The sequence below is a fragment of the Nonomuraea sp. bgisy101 genome, assembly GCF_057708945.1.
Genome location: NZ_JBYITD010000022.1, coordinates 34861 through 49174, shown reverse-complemented (window position 1 = coordinate 49174; position 14314 = coordinate 34861). Strand labels below are relative to the sequence as shown.

Below are 14314 nucleotides of genomic sequence, written 5' to 3'. Positions count from 1 at the left end.
GTGGGTGTAGCTCAGTTGGCAGAGCGCCAGGTTGTGGTCCTGGATGTCGGGGGTTCAAGTCCCCTCACTCACCCCAGGTGAAATGTCAGGTCAGCAGGCCCGATCACTCCGGTGGTCGGGCCTTCTGCGTGATCGGGTGTCCGGATGGGAAAGAAGCCGCGACACGAGCTCCTGGTTCCGGTTCCGGATGGTGCCGGAGGTCCTCATCGCCCCTCCGAGGGCTCGCACCAGACGCGGGGTATCACGTGGAGCGCTCGCCCCGTACGTCGGTGACGAGGCGGTACGTGACGTCCGGGCGGTCGGCTCCACCCGGACGTGACGAACCCCGCCGGAGTGGCGTCCGTGGTGCCGGTGAGACGGCCATGCCCGACCCCGGGTCACCGCTCCACGGACCGGCATGCCGAACGACGACACCGGCTCCTCAGCCCGCCGCCCTCTTCACGAGCTCGCCGATCCGTGCCTCGTCCTCGGCGGTCAGCGTCGTCAGGGCGAAGGCGGTCGGCCACATGGTGCCGTCGTCGAGGAGCGCCAGGTCGTTGAAGCCGAGCGTCGAGTACCTCGTCTTGAACTTCTGCGCGGGCTGGAAGAAACAGACGATCTTGCCGTCCCTGGCATAGGCCGGCATTCCGTACCACAGCTTCGGCGACAGCGACGGCGCGTGGGTCCTGATGATGGCGTGGAGCCGCTCGCCGGTGGCGCGGTCCGACTCCGACATCTCGGCGAGCTTCGCGAGCACCTCGCTCTCCCCGTCCGGCTTGGCCGAGCGCGAGCCGCGGCGGGCGGTCGCCTTCAGCTCCTGGGAGCGCTCCTTCATCGCGGCCCGCTCCTCAGCGGTGAACCCGTCGTACTTCTTGTCGGCCTCGGCGGTGGTGTTGGCGGGCTGCTTGGCGTCGCTCATGGCGGGCTTCCTTCCGTGGGGGGTGATCCTCATGTTGCGGATCGTCCCTCGTTCGTCGGTGCGTTCTGACATGAGCCATAGGACCATCGACGCGTCAAGGCCCGCACCGTCCGTGGGACACCGTGGGACACCGGGAACACGGCCTAGCTGCGGAAACGAGAGTCCGTTCCATGGTCGCCGGCTGGGACGGCGCCGACGATGGCCTGGTACGCCTCACGCGCGCGCTCCTCGTCACGCGGCCGCCCGAGCCTGCGCGCCAGTTCGATGGTGCGCTCATGCAACGCCAGCGCCTCGTCGTGACGGCCCGCCGCGCGGCACGTCTCGGCGTACGTGGGCAGGAAGTCGATCTCCAGCTGTGCCTCGGCCAGCGGTTCCAGCAGCTCGAAGGCGCGTCGATGGTGCTCGAGTGCCTCGTCGAGTGAACCCATGACGCGCAGCGCGACACCGAGATAGTTGTGGCACCACGCCTTGTTGTGCTGCACCTCGGTGAGCCGCAACGCCTCATGCAGCGCTTGCAGCGACTCCGCCGGGTCGTCCGGCGCCAGTGCGACACCGAGCGTGACCAGCCCGGTCATCCGGGCGGGCCCTTCGGCCAGAGCGAGTGACGCGCGGGCGAGCTCCGCGGCTTCGCCGCGCCGTCCGAGGTGGAGGGTCACCCATCCGTCGAAGGCCAGCGCCTGGGACTGCCCGGAGCGATGCCCGGTCTTCTCGAACAGCGTGCGCGCCAGCCGGAACTGTGCCTGTGCCGCTTCGAGGTCGCCGAGATCCCGGCGGACGAAGCCGGTGCGCAACGCCAGCGCGCCTGCCAGCTCGTCATCGTCCGAACCGGACTGTCCGGCCAGTTCGTAGGCGGCGAGCGCCTCGGCGAGACGTCCGGCGGCGGCGCGGGCGAAACCGAGGTCCACGAGCAGTGAGGCACGCTGCCGGCTACGCCCGAGACGTTCCGCGGCGGCCGCGGCCGCTTCGAGCAGGCGTACCTGATCGTCGGTTCCGCGATGCCGGAGGAACCAGACGCGCATGGCCTGCGGCAGCTCAGCCACCACCTCGTCCGCGCCGAGCCGAGCAGCGGTGTCGAAACAGGCGACCAGGTTGGCGTACTCGGTGTCGAACCAGGCCATGGCCTTCGCCGGATCGCCCGGCACGGTCTCCTTGCGTTGCGGCAGGGGCAGCGTCCGATCGTAGGCGGTCGCCTGCTCCAGATAGTGGCTCAGGACACGGCGCACGGCGGCATCCGCCTGCGGCTCCTCATCGGCGGCGATGTCGGCCGCGTACCGCCGGATCAGGTCGTGCAGCCGGTACCGCCCTGGCGAGGGCTCCTGGACCAGATGCGCGTCCACCAGCTCTTCCAGTACCGCGTTGACGCGGTCCGGCGTCATGTCGGCAAGCGCGCCCGCCACCGGGGCGTCGAAGTCGGCGCCGGGCAGCACGCCCAGCAACCGGAACATGCGGCGCTGGACCGCGTCGAGCTGCTGTAGCGACATGCCGAACACGGAGTCGAAGCGGCCGGCGTTGTCGCGCAGCCGCTCGGCCAGCACCGCCACCGTCCAGCCTGGACGGTGCCGTAGCCTCGCGCCCGCCATCCGCAGCGCCAGCGGAAGGCCACCGCACTGCCGCAGCACCTGGGCGACCGCCTCCTCTTCGGTCAGGTCCACCCCTGCCGCCCGCCCGAACAGCGACGCCGCGTCCGCAGGGGGGAGCGCCTCCAGGGACACCGGCGGCACCCCGTCCAGGCTCACCAGCCGATTGCGGCTGGTGAGCAGCACGGCGGACTTACCCGCGCCGGGAAGCAGCGGACGCACGTGCTCGGCGTCGACCGCGTTGTCGAGCACGACGAGCGCCCGGCGCCGGGACAGTTCCGACCGCCAGAGCGCCGCGCGTTCGAGCGTCTCGGCCGGAGGGTGGGCGACGCCCAGGGCGCCCAGTAGCCGGCCGAGTGCGGCCGACGGCTCCAACGGTTCCTGGCCCGGGGTGAAGCCGTGCAGGTCGAGATAGAGCCCACCGTCGGGAAAGGACGGCGCGAGCCGGTGCGCCACGTGCACGGCGAGGCTGGTCTTCCCGACGCCCGCCATGCCGTCGATCGCGACCGCGCCCGCGGTACGCAGCAGTTCCTCGACCAGCGCCGCGTCCGTCTCGCGCCCGGTGAAGTCGGCTAGGTCGGCCGGGAGGTCGTTCCGGCGTGGGCTGGGTGCCGCTCCGGCCTTGGACGCCTCAACCCACACCGCGCGCAGCGGACGGGGATCGCGGGCCACGACCCGGCACAGCGCCACGACGGCTTCCCATGGCGGCACCAGTTGTCCGGTCAGATACCGGGACAGTGAGGAGCTGCTGAGGCCCGCCTGGCGGGCGAGGGCGCGCACGCTGAGCCCGCTCAACTCCTTGATCCGGGTGAGCTGGGCGTTCAGGTGCTCAGGTCCGCTCGACACCCGATCACGGTACCCGTCCCAGCCCGCGGTCACGGAACAGACTTTCGTTTCCGCAGCTTGGCCGCGTCCCGGGTGTCCCACGCTGTCCCACGGACGGCGCGGGCCCCGACGCGCCGGTGGTCAGATGACTCCCGTCAGAGCACGACGACGAAGGAGAAAGCGATGCCGACCGAACGCATGCCGAACCCTGCGACCCTGATCCCCGAGGCGATGCAGGCGCTGATGGGCGTCAACAAGGCCATCCTGGGCGCCGGAGTGGACGCGAAGCTGCTGGCGCTGAGCCACCTGCGAGCCAGCCAGATCAACGGCTGCAGCCCCTGCGTGGCCGGGGGCGCCCAGCAGCTCCGCCACCACGGCGCCACCGACGAGCAGGCCCACGCCGTCGTCGCATGGCGTGAGACGCCATGGTTCAGCGATGAGGAACGCGCCGTGCTGGCCCTGACCGAGGCCATCACCCGGCTCGCCGACCGGCCCGACCCGGTGCCCGACCAGGTATGGGACATGGCCGCCAAATACTTCGACCAGAAGGAGCTCGCCGTGCTGGTCCTCAACATCGCCATCACCAACGCCTTCAACCGCCTCAACGCGCCGACCCGCCAGCAGGCGGGCGGCACATGGTGAGCGCGTCGCGCGAGGGACGGGTAGTGCCCTGCGTTCCGTCAGCCGGACGCCCCTTGTGGCCATCAGCCACCGTGAGGCCATGACTCGCCGACCCGGGGTTCACGTCACCCCAGGCGAGAAGGCCGGTCCTCAGGGGCCGGCCTTCTGCTTTTCTCCCGTGACTTTGGCCCCAAATCAGGACAATGCGAGTTATGCTCGCTGTCAACCGCTTACGCCGGAAGCACGGGGGCCAATCGGCGATCTGACCGACTTCGCTGTCCCGGAGGCCGGATGAGAGTCGACGACGTCGCACGCTTAAGCAAGCGTGAGGCTGAGGTGATGGACCTGATCGCGACCGGTCAGTCCAACGGCGAGATCGCGCAACAACTGTTTCTCAGTGAGAAGACGGTCAAGAACCACGTCAACCGGATCTACGCCAAACTCGGCGCGGACAACCGGGTCACCGCCATCGGCCTGTGGCTCAATCGCGACACCTAGCAGCCTTCCCTGAGCGCGCGTGCCTCCGAGACAGGGCCCGCCGACCTGGGCGAGCGCCCGGTGGTTCGAGGTGGACGTGGGTCACCGAGCCGGCCCGCACCGTGGGTACCTCCGCACGTCCTGACGCCTTCAGGTCACCCCGGCTTCCTGCGGGCTCCTTTCCGATCCCCGACGGGGACAAATACAGGTGCGCCGCGACCGGCGGCTCTGTGACACTGCGCCCCATGCATCGTGACCTGATCTCCAGACTGGCTCATGCCGACCACCCCATCGCGGCACCGCTCGACGACGACTCGGTCCGGCGGCTGCTGGATCGCGCCCTTTCACGCGGTGACGAACGCGTGCTCGACCTCGGGTGCGGGGGCGGGGAATGGCTTCTGCGCGCTCTGACGGCGTGTCCGGACGTACGGGCGGAGGGAGTGGACACCTCGGAGGTCGCTCTCGCGCACGCCCGCAAGGCGGCCGGCGCCCTCGGCGTCCAGGATCGTCTCGTCCTGCATCACCGGGCGGCCGCGGACTTCGCCGCCTCGCACGCGTTCGACCTGGTACTCAGTGTCGGAGCCGCGCACGCCTTCGGCGGGTTGCTCCCCACGTTGGCGGCGGCGCGCGAGCACCTGGCTCCGGGCGGGCGGGTGCTGGTCGGCGACGGGCTCTGGCTGCGCGAGCCGTCTCGGGAGGCCGTCGAGATGCTCGGCGACTTCGCCAATCTGCCGACCACCGTGGATCGGGTCGTCGCCGACGGGTGGACTCCTGTCTACGGGCACGTCAGCTCCCGCGAGGAGCTGGACGGCTACGAATGGGCATGGACGGGGACGCTGGCCTCCTGGGCTCTGGACAACCAGGGGGATCCGGACAGCGCCGAGGCGCTCGCGGTGGCCACGGCGCACCGCTCCGAATGGCTGCGCGTCTATCGGGACACGTGGGGGTTCGTCACCTTGATCCTGCGCCCTACGGCCGGCTGAGCTGAGAGCCGGCGGTCGTGGCGGGCCCTGCGGGCCGATCCACCGGCGGGTTCAGCCGGGCCTGGTGACGGGGTCGATCGGGGGGAAAGCTGGTCACAGAGGTCGGGAGAGGGCGCGGGAGATGGCCGTGAGGCCGTGGTCGAGATCCTCGTCGGGGATGTTCAGCGCGGGCCTGAGCCGTACCGAACGCTCCCCGCAGGGCAGGACCACGACGCCCTCCTCCTCCCGCAGACGCGTGATGAGCGCGCTGCGGCGGGGGGCGTCGGGCAGGTCGAAGGCGCACATGAAACCCCGGCCCCGCACGTTCGACACCAGCGCGGGCTGCTCGGCCTGGAGCTTGCCGAGCCCCTCGACGAGGCGGACGCCGGCCTCGGCGGTGCGCGCGATGAGACCGTCGCGCTCGATGATCTCGAGCATGGCGCGGGAGCGGACCATGTCGACGAGCCCGCCGCCCCACGTGGAGTTGATGCGCCCGCTGACGTTGAACACGTTGTCCGGGACGAGGTCGACGCGCCTGCCCGCCATGATGCCTCCGACCTGCACCTTCTTGGCGAAGGCGACGATGTCGGGGGCGAGGCCGAGCTGCTGGTACGCCCAGGGGGTCCCGGTGGTCCCGCCCCCGGTCTGCACCTCGTCGAGGATGAACAGGGCGTCGTGCTCGTGGCACAGGGCCTGCATGGCCTGAAGGAACTCGGGGCGCATGTGGTTGTCGCCGCCCTCGCCCTGGATGGGTTCGGCGATGAAGCAGGCGATGTCGTGGGGGTGGCGCTCGAAGGCGGCGGCCGCCTGGGCCAGGGCCTTGGCCTCGAGGGCTTCGACGTCCTCCATGTGGGTCGCGGGGACGTCGATGCGCGGCCAGTCGAAGACGGGGAAGCGGTCGGTCTTGAGCGGCTCGGTGTTGGTGAGTGAGAGGGTGTAGCCGGAACGGCCGTGGAAGGCCTTGGTGAGGTGCATGACCCGGGTGCCGAGCTCGCGGGGGCGCCCCTCGGCCTCGTTGCGGCGGCTCTTCCAGTCGAAGGCCGTCTTGAGCGCGTTCTCGACGGCGAGCGCGCCGCCCTCGACGAAGAACAGGCGGGGCAGGTCGGGGTCGCCGAGGACGCGGGTGAAGGTGTCGACGAAGTCGGCCAGGTGCTCGCTGTACATGTCGGGGTTGGCCGGCTTGTTGAGCGCGATCCTGCCGAGCAGTTCCCTGTCGAGCGGCGGGTTCACGCCGAGGGGGGCGGAGGCGAAGAAGGTGTAGAAGTCCAGGTACCGGCGGCCGGTGCGGGCGTCGACGAGCCAGGAACCCTGGCTTCTGTCGAGATCCAGCACCAGCCGGTAGCCGTCGACGAGTAGGTGGCGGGCGAGCCGGTCATGGACGTCCATGTCCCCTCCTCTGTGAGCTGGATCACGACATACGTTCCCCATATTTGGGCGTCCATGTAAAGACTTTTCGCGAAAGAGGCTTGATCGCACAAGGTTCTACACACCCCGCCACCGAGAGGAGCCGGCGGCGCGGGCGGGCTCACGCGAGGTTCTTCACCTTGATCGACAGCATGATGATCGCGATTCCGTAGACGATCGCGAAGGTGCCGATCAGCCACGTCAGCGCGAGCGCTCCCGACGCGGGCCAGATCAGCAGCAGCACTCCGAAGATCACCGACAGCAGCCCACCGATGATCAGCATCCACTCGTTGTCGATGGCCTTCCGCAACCGGATGCCCGCGATGATCTCCGCGACCCCCGTGAAGATCGCCCAGAACGCGATGACGTAGAGCAGGGCGAGCGTCGTGATCCCCGGCCAGACGAAGGTCACGATGCCGGCCAGGATGCCGAGGATGCCGGAGATGATGAGCCAGGCCCTGGATTCGACGTTGTGCCGGAAGGCGGAGACCAGCGTGAAGATGCCGTTGACGAGCGCGTAGGCGCCAAAGAAGATCACCAGCACGAAGACCGTGATGGCCGGCCAGATGATCGCCAGGATGCCGAAGATCACGGCGCAGATACCCCGGATGAGGATGAGCCACCAGGTGCTTGCCAATTGCTCCATACCTGGTCTGATATCCCAAAGTTTGGCGAATACAGACCAGGTATGGGTCAAATATCAGCGATCCGGACACCGACCGTGCCGGTACGACCCCGGCGTAGCAGGCTGCCGAGCAGCACCAGCCTGCCCTGCAGGCCGTACTTGGCCTTCAGCAGCCGCCTGACGCGCTCGGTCTCCTCCGCGGAGAGGACCTCGGCGCGAGCCTTCACCTCTTCGCCGCGAATCCTGCCGCGCACGTCGCAGGGCGCGACGGTGACGGACGGGTTGGCGCGCATGCGCTTGACCTTGCCGGAGTCGGCCACGGTCCAGATCACGACGGCGTCGCCGTCCTGCGCCACCCAGACCGGTGTGGGCACGGGGGTGCCGTTCCTGCGATAGGTCGTCACGCAGACGTACTGCTCATGGCCGAGATTCACGCCTGAGAGTAGACCACGATCGACACCGCGATGTACTGCACGAGGTAGGCGGCGACGGTGAAGGCGTGGAAGACCTCGTGGAAGCCGAACCAGCGCGGCGAAGGGTCGGGTCTGCGCAGGCCGTACACGATGGCGCCGGCGCTGTAGAGGACGCCGCCGACGGCCACGAGGACGACCGCGGCCGCGCCCGCGCCCTGCAGGAGCTGCGGCATCACGAAGATCGCGGTCCAGCCGAGCGCCAGGTAGAGGACGGTGTAGAGCCAGCGGGGCGCCGACATCCACAGCACGCGGAACAGCACGCCCGCCAGCGCGCCGCCCCACGTGATGGCGAGCACGAGGACCCTGGGCAGCCCGTCGAGGGCGAGGAGGGCGAACGGGGTGTAGGTGCCCGCGATGATCAGATAGATGTTCGCGTGGTCGAACCTGCGCAGGACCTCGGCCAGACGGGGGCCGAGCGTGCTGCGGTGATAGGTGGCGGAGATGCCGAACAGGAGGCCGGAGGTGATCGCGTAGATGGCGGAGGCCAGCCTGGCCTGGACGGTGGGCCCCAGAGCGACCAGGACGAATCCGGCGACCAGGGCCACGGGGAGGGCTCCGGTGTGCAGCCAGCCGCGGAGCCGCGGCTTGGGGAACGTGGCGACACTCGTCATGAAACCTACGGTAGCGTAGGTTAGAGCGCGCCGAGGAAGCGGGCGGCTATGGGAATCGCCACTTTCGCACCCGATCCGCCGTTCTTGACGAACACGCAGAAGGCAAGATCGCCCTGGTATCCGACGAACCAGGCGTGCGGCCTGCCCGCGGGCACCTCGGCCGTGCCCGTCTTGCCCGCCACGTCGGCCCCGAGGCCCGCGTCCTTGGCGGTGCCCTCGCTGACGACCTGGCGCATCATCGTCCGCAGGTCCTGGACGACCCGCTGGTCCAGCGTGACCTCGGCGGGCGGCGCGCCGTCGAGCTTCCTCGCCGCCTTCGCGGTGACGAGCCTCGGCGAGCGCCAGATGCCGCTGTCGACGGCGGCGGCGAGCGCCGCCATGCACAGCGGCGAGGCCTCGACCGTTCCCTGCCCGATGGAGTTCAGCGCCAGCGTGCTCCGGTCGGCCTCCGGCGTGAGCCTGCCGCACTGCCCGCCCACGCCGGTGGGCAGCTTTCTGCCGTCGAAGCCCCATTCCGTGGCGACCCGTTCCAGCCGCGCGGCGCCCAGACTGGTGAGCGCCTGCTGGACGAAAGTGGTGTTGCAGGAGACCGCGAACGCTCCCGCCAGCGTGGTGGCGGTCTGGTCGCCGGAGTTGGCGATGCCCGCGTAGCTCGGCGGGCAGGCGACCGCGCTGGAGGCCGTCATCCCCGCCTCCAGCAGACTCGCGGCGGTCACCACCTTGAACGTCGAGCCCGGCGGGAACAGCCGCTCGAAGGCGCCCGCCTCACCCAGCCGGTCGGCCACGGCCAGGACCTCTCCCGTGCTGGCCTTGACCGCGACGATCGCGGCGGCCTCGTCGACCCCGTCCAGCGCCCTGGCCGCGGCCGCCTGCACCGGGCGCGACAGCGTGACGTGCACCTGCCTGGCGGGCGGCGGCTGGAAGACGACCAGCGTCCTTCCCTCCGCGCCCGGAGCGGTCGCTCTGATCGCCCAGCCGGTGTTGGTCTCGCCGATCCGTTCCTTGAGCCGGTCGAGGTACGGCTCGGCGGCACTGTCGTGCGGGAAGGCCGCCCCCGACCTGGTGACCAGCTCCACGCCCGACACCTCGGTCTCCTCCAGCGACAGCGTGCCTCCGTTCCGCAGCGCCGGATGCAGGGTCTCGGGACCCCAGAGCACCTTCCACGCGCCGTCCTTCACGGCGAGCCGTAACGTCCCCGCGAACGCCCACGGCCCCATGCCGGTCAGCTGCCTGGTGCCGCTGAACGGCAGCTCCGCCGTCTCCTCCCCGGTGACCTTGAGGCTGCCCGGCTTGAGCGTGAGCGCCGAGACCCTGAACTGGTCGGCGAAGGCGAGGTGCCTGTCGGTGAAGTCGGCGGGCGGGTCGGCCACGAGCTGTTCCATGGAGGTGACGTCACTGCGCTGCCAGGCTGCCAGATAGGCGCCGGCCGTCGCCATGGCGCTGCCGTGCACACCCGAGGAGGCCACGAACGCGAAGGCGCCTGCGCCCGCCACCACGCCGAGCGCGACAAGCAGCCCAATCAGCCTTCGCCTACGCATACGGTTCTCCCAGGAACAAGTTCCACCTCGATATACCAGATAGGGAGCCGAACGTGACACGTGGACCGCGGGAGCCGATGCCCGGCCGCTATCCGGTGACCTTCGGCGAAGTCGAGCTGCTAAGGGATCTGGACCGGCCGAGCGGATGGATGCTGTCCAAGGATGGCGTACCGCAGTCGTATGTGGATCTAGAAGATCCGACATATCTGGATTTTGAGTATGTGCGGCTCATGGCGGACGTCATCGACGTCCTGCCCGAGGGCGAGCTGAACTGCGTCCACGTCGGCGGCGGGGCCTGCACGGTGCCCCGCTACGTCAGCGCCACCCGTTCCGGCTCCAGGCACATCGTCGTCGAGCCCGACGCGGCACTGGTCGAGCTCGTGCGCTCGCAGCTCGACCTCCGCTCGGTGCCCAGGCTGAAGGTGCGTGTCCAGGGCGGGCGCGAGGCGACGGCCGCCATCTGGGACGGCTCCACCGACCTGTTCGTCCTCGACGCCTTCTCGGGCGCGACGATGCCCGTCGAGCTGGCGACGGCCGAGTACATGGCCGACGTCGCCCGCGTCCTGCGCGCCTCGGGGACCCTGCTGATCAACATGGCCGACGGCAAGGGCCTGGCGTTCGCCAGGCGGGTGGTGGCGACCGTGCGCGGCTCCTTCAAGCACGTGGCACTGCTGGCCGAGCCCGGCATCATGCGCGGCCGCAGGTTCGGCAACCTGATCATCGCCGCCTCCCCCAGCGAGCTGCCGGTCGATCTGCTCACCAGGCGCGCGGCGGGCGGCCTCACCCAGGCCCGCTGCGTGTACGGCGAGGCGCTGACGAATTTCGTCGCCGGCGCCTCCCCCATCCACGACGGGGACGCCGTTCTCGCCCCAGCCCCTCCCCCTGCGGTCTTCGGCATGGAATAGTTGAATTCTAAACTTGGTTGGAGCATCCGAGACTCGCAGGAAGGAGCCCGACATGCCCGCCGTAACCGTAGAGAACCAGCTCACTCTGCCGCGCCTGCCACAGCCGGACGTCACCGTGCCCGAGCGCAAGGTCCTGACGGTCGCCACCGCGCCCAGCGGTTTCGAGGGTGAGGGATTCCCCGTCCGCAAGGCCCTGGCGACGATCAAGCCCGCCTACCTCGACCCGTTCGTGATGATGGACCAGATGGGCGAGGTCGAGTACGCCGCCGGCGAGCCCAAGGGCACGCCGTGGCACCCGCACCGCGGGTTCGAGACCGTCACCTACATGATCGACGGCGTCATGGACCACACCGACTCCCACGGCGGCGGTGGCACCATCACCGACGGCGACACCCAGTGGATGACGGCGGGCAGCGGCATCCTGCACAAGGAGGCCCCGCCCGAGTGGCTCGTCCAGAAGGGCGGCCTGTTCCACGGCATCCAGCTGTGGGTGAACCTGCCCGGCAAGGACAAGATGATGACCCCGAAGTACCAGGACATCGGGCGCACCAACGTCGTCCTGCTCAGCAGCCACGACGGCGGCGCGCTGGTCCGCGTCATCGCGGGCGACGTGGCCGGAAACCTGGGCCCCGGCAGCACGCACACGCCGATCACGCTGCTGCACGCGACCGTCAGCCCCGGCGCGCAGCTCACGCTGCCGTGGCGCAGGGACTTCAACGCCCTCGCGTACGTCCTGTCGGGACGCGGCACGGTCGGCGGCGACCGGCAGCCGATCACGAGCGGGCAGCTGGCGGTGTTCGACGGCTTCGGCGACAAGCCGGGCCTGACGACCGACGGGGAGTGGCTGCGGATCGCGGCGCGCCCGAAGGACACGCTGGAGGTCATCGTGCTGGGCGGCCGGCCGATCGGCGAGCCCGTGGCGCACTACGGCCCGTTCGTGATGAACACCCGCGCCGAGCTGGTGCAGGCTTTCGAGGACTACCAGTCCGGCAAGTTCGGCAGCATCCCAGCCGGCCACTGACCGTCCCGCCACCGACCGTCGGATCGCAGGCGGTCCCGCCACCGACCGCCACGCGGCCCCGCCTACCAGGAGTCCCGCTACCGGCCGTCGCGCGTGGCCCCACCTCCCGGGCTCCCGAGGGTCCCGCCACCGGCCGTCGCGCGTGGCCCCACCTCCCGGGCTTTCGGGGTCCCGCCACCGGCCGTCGCGCGTGGCCCCACCTCCCGGGCTTTCGGGGTCCCGCCACCGGCCGTCGCGCGGCCCCGCTTCCCGGGGTCTCGTACGGCAAGCACGGCCCCGCGCCACCCGAGGCGCGGGGCCGGCGTCTGTCCAGGGACACGCCTCCCCGAGCGCACGTGGCCCGGCCCGGCAACGGACCGCGTGTGGGTGAGGTCGCACCGGCCCAGGCTTCGGCGAGCCGGGCATGGCCGAGGCCCGGCAAGGGACCGCGCGTGGGTGAGGCCCGACAAGGGACCGCGCGTGGGTGAGGTCGCACCGGCCCGAGTCCTCGGCGGCCCTGCAGGGCCAGGGTGGGTGAAGGACCGCCATGACGTGACGGCGGGGACCGGAGTCCCGCTGGAGCAGCGTGATGGACGGGCCTCAACCGTCGTCCTGCGGTGGCCTCGACCCCGCCGTGCCGTACCGGAGGATCGTTTGAGCTCAGGCCGAGGACGCGCCCTACCGCAGGATCGTCTGTGCAGGCAGGAGACGCGCGCCGGGGTTACTTGAGCGTCAGGCAGGCGACGCGCGCCCCCGCTGTGCCGTCGGTGGCGGTGGCGGAGGCGTGGATGACCAGGGAGTGCGGCACCCGGTCGGGAGTCAGCGCCCAGGGGTTACGCGCGGCCGAGGTGGCCGCTCCCGAGCGGTCGGTCGTGATGTCGAGCCACACCTCGTTGGTCGCGCTCGGGCTGGCGTGGGCGTGCTGGAAGTGCGGGCCCGAATCGTCCGGCTTGAGGCCGCACGGCTTGGTGTGCAGGTGCACGCCGTACTTCCGGTCGGGCAGCAGCCCCTCGGCGACGAAGGACGTGCGGGTCTGGCCGTCGGCGGACTCGACGGTGACGCTGGCCTGCGCGCCGGATGGCGCCAGCTTGGTGTCGTAGACGATGGCCGAGGTGTCCTTGGTGCTGAACTCGCCGCCGCCGGAGATACGCACCCCCTCGTGCGGTGTCGGCACGAGGGCGGTGGTGGGGGCGGCGCACGCCCCGAGGGGCAGCAGGGCGAGCATGAGGGTCGGCAGGCGCATGACGAACTCTCCAGACGAGCAGGCGGGTGCCCACTCTACTGAGTAGTCAGGCGTTCACGCCCCGTGTTCGCGGGCGATGTCGTCGATGATGGCGGCCAATGTATGGTCAAGCTCGGTGAGGCGGCCCGCGTCGTGCGTGGTCAGCGCGAGATGCAGGGTCCTCCAGCGGATGTCGATGTCGGGATGGTGGTTGAGCTCCTCGGCCTTGACCGCGATCGCGTCGACGATGCGGATGGCCGTGGGGAAGTCCGGCGCGCTGATGCTGCGCCGGAGCACCTCTCCCTCTTGCTTCCAGTCGGTCATACGGCCACGTTACTTCAGCGCGCCCGCTCCGAGCCCTGACTGGATCTGGCGCTGGAAGACGATGTAGATGACGAGCACCGGGATGATCGCCAGGTTCAGCGCCGCGAACAGGGCGGGCCAGTCCGCCTCGTATCCCGCGATGGTCGAGATGTCGGCGATGCCCTGGGTGATGACCCACTTCTCCTTGTCGCCGGGTACCAGCGCGAGCGGCAGCAGGTACTGGTTCCACTGGCCGAGCACGTTGAAGATCGTGATGCTGATGAGGCCCGGCCTGGCCATCGGCAGCATGACCTGGAAGAACGTCCTGGTGTGCGAGGCTCCGTCGATCTTCGCCGCCTCTGCGACGGCCTCGGGGAGCGTGCGGAAGAAGGCCGCGAGGAAGAAGACGGTGAAGGGCAGCGAGTAGGCGATGTAGACGATGACCAGGCCGATGTGCGAGTCGAGCAGGCCGAACTGCTTGACGATGAAGAACAGCGGGCCGATGGCCAGGAAGACCGGGAAGGCCATGCCCGCCACGAACAGCAGGTAGATCAGGCGCTGCCCGGGGAACTTGTAGCGGGCGAGCACGTAGGCGGCCATGGAGCCGAACAGCATGGTGCCGGCCGTACCGAAGAACACCACGATCACAGTGTTGATCATGTAGGTGCCGACGTGGGCCTTGTCCCACGCGCGCGCCCAGTTGTCCCAGCGCAGCGCGCCCGGCAGCTGGAGCGCGTCACCGAAGATCTCGGTGTTGTTCTTGAAGGCCGCCAGGAACGTCCACAGCAGCGGCAGGACGATCAGCAGGGCCCAGATGACGAGCGCGAGATGCGAGAGACCGCTGAAGACGTTGGGCGTGCGCTTGTTCCGCAT

At 69.9% G+C, this 14314-nt stretch carries 15 protein-coding genes and 1 tRNA gene; 6 read left to right on the top strand and 10 right to left on the bottom strand.

The genetic code is table 11. The annotated features are described in order from the left end of the window. Positions 1 to 76: transfer RNA gene (locus AC3EO4_RS34930), tRNA-His, on the top strand. A 345-nt stretch (positions 77 to 421) separates the two neighbouring features. On the opposite strand, the gene AC3EO4_RS34925 is transcribed toward AC3EO4_RS34930, so the two are convergent. Together AC3EO4_RS34925 and AC3EO4_RS34920 are read right to left on the bottom strand one after the other, a co-directional pair. After that, positions 422 to 898 (bottom strand): iron chaperone, encoded by a 477-nt coding sequence (locus AC3EO4_RS34925; RefSeq protein ID WP_379576322.1) that lies wholly within the window; start codon positions 896 to 898, stop codon positions 422 to 424. Between the two features lie 143 nt (positions 899 to 1041). Then, positions 1042 to 3321, bottom strand: a complete 2280-nt coding sequence (locus AC3EO4_RS34920) for an ATP-binding protein (protein ID WP_431899672.1) — start codon at positions 3319 to 3321, stop codon at positions 1042 to 1044. A 162-nt stretch (positions 3322 to 3483) separates the two neighbouring features. On the opposite strand from AC3EO4_RS34920, the gene AC3EO4_RS34915 reads away from it, so the two are divergent. From AC3EO4_RS34915 to AC3EO4_RS34905, 3 genes are all read left to right on the top strand, one after another. Further along, positions 3484 to 3942 carry a carboxymuconolactone decarboxylase family protein gene (locus AC3EO4_RS34915; protein WP_379575893.1) on the top strand — a complete coding sequence of 153 codons (459 nt, stop codon included), beginning with the start codon at positions 3484 to 3486 and terminating at the stop codon, positions 3940 to 3942. A gap of 270 nt (positions 3943 to 4212) precedes the next feature. Next, positions 4213 to 4419, top strand: coding sequence for a helix-turn-helix domain-containing protein (locus AC3EO4_RS34910; RefSeq protein ID WP_431899670.1), 207 nt, complete (start codon positions 4213 to 4215; stop codon positions 4417 to 4419). Positions 4420 to 4643: 224 nt separating this feature from the next. Further along, on the top strand, positions 4644 to 5381 hold the full coding sequence (locus tag AC3EO4_RS34905; protein WP_431899668.1) for an SAM-dependent methyltransferase: 738 nt from the start codon (positions 4644 to 4646) through the stop codon (positions 5379 to 5381). Between the two features lie 93 nt (positions 5382 to 5474). Here AC3EO4_RS34905 and lat read toward each other — a convergent pair whose 3' ends face one another. The 5 genes from lat to AC3EO4_RS34880 all read right to left on the bottom strand — a co-directional run bounded on the left by lat (position 5475) and on the right by AC3EO4_RS34880 (position 10011). Further along, positions 5475 to 6746 (bottom strand): L-lysine 6-transaminase, encoded by a 1272-nt coding sequence (gene lat / locus AC3EO4_RS34900; protein ID WP_431899666.1) that lies wholly within the window; start codon positions 6744 to 6746, stop codon positions 5475 to 5477. Between the two features lie 139 nt (positions 6747 to 6885). Then, on the bottom strand, positions 6886 to 7410 hold the full coding sequence (locus AC3EO4_RS34895; RefSeq protein WP_379575897.1) for an HdeD family acid-resistance protein: 525 nt from the start codon (positions 7408 to 7410) through the stop codon (positions 6886 to 6888). Positions 7411 to 7457: 47 nt separating this feature from the next. Beyond that, positions 7458 to 7823, bottom strand: coding sequence for a PPOX class F420-dependent oxidoreductase (locus tag AC3EO4_RS34890; RefSeq protein ID WP_379575898.1), 366 nt, complete (start codon positions 7821 to 7823; stop codon positions 7458 to 7460). Next, entirely contained in the window at positions 7820 to 8473 is a 654-nt protein-coding gene (trhA, locus tag AC3EO4_RS34885; RefSeq protein WP_379575899.1) for a PAQR family membrane homeostasis protein TrhA, read from the bottom strand. The genes AC3EO4_RS34890 and trhA overlap by 4 nt, the downstream gene beginning before the upstream one ends. A gap of 20 nt (positions 8474 to 8493) precedes the next feature. Continuing rightward, positions 8494 to 10011, bottom strand: coding sequence for a penicillin-binding transpeptidase domain-containing protein (locus AC3EO4_RS34880; protein ID WP_379575900.1), 1518 nt, complete (start codon positions 10009 to 10011; stop codon positions 8494 to 8496). Positions 10012 to 10088: 77 nt separating this feature from the next. On the opposite strand from AC3EO4_RS34880, the gene AC3EO4_RS34875 reads away from it, so the two are divergent. After that, complete coding sequence (locus AC3EO4_RS34875; protein ID WP_431899798.1) at positions 10089 to 10916, top strand: spermidine synthase; 828 nt, start codon at positions 10089 to 10091, stop codon at positions 10914 to 10916. 52 nt (positions 10917 to 10968) lie between these two features. Continuing rightward, on the top strand, positions 10969 to 11937 hold the full coding sequence (locus AC3EO4_RS34870; protein ID WP_379575901.1) for a pirin family protein: 969 nt from the start codon (positions 10969 to 10971) through the stop codon (positions 11935 to 11937). A gap of 700 nt (positions 11938 to 12637) precedes the next feature. Here the strand turns inward: AC3EO4_RS34870 and AC3EO4_RS34865 are convergent. The 3 genes from AC3EO4_RS34865 to AC3EO4_RS34855 are packed head-to-tail and all read right to left on the bottom strand — an operon-like array spanning position 12638 to position 14314. Then, positions 12638 to 13159 carry a superoxide dismutase family protein gene (locus AC3EO4_RS34865; protein WP_431899662.1) on the bottom strand — a complete coding sequence of 174 codons (522 nt, stop codon included), beginning with the start codon at positions 13157 to 13159 and terminating at the stop codon, positions 12638 to 12640. Positions 13160 to 13213: 54 nt separating this feature from the next. After that, positions 13214 to 13462: a 4a-hydroxytetrahydrobiopterin dehydratase gene (locus AC3EO4_RS34860; RefSeq protein ID WP_379575903.1), complete on the bottom strand. Its 249-nt coding sequence runs from the start codon at positions 13460 to 13462 to the stop codon at positions 13214 to 13216. Between the two features lie 9 nt (positions 13463 to 13471). Continuing rightward, complete coding sequence (locus AC3EO4_RS34855) at positions 13472 to 14314, bottom strand: carbohydrate ABC transporter permease (RefSeq protein WP_431899660.1); 843 nt, start codon at positions 14312 to 14314, stop codon at positions 13472 to 13474.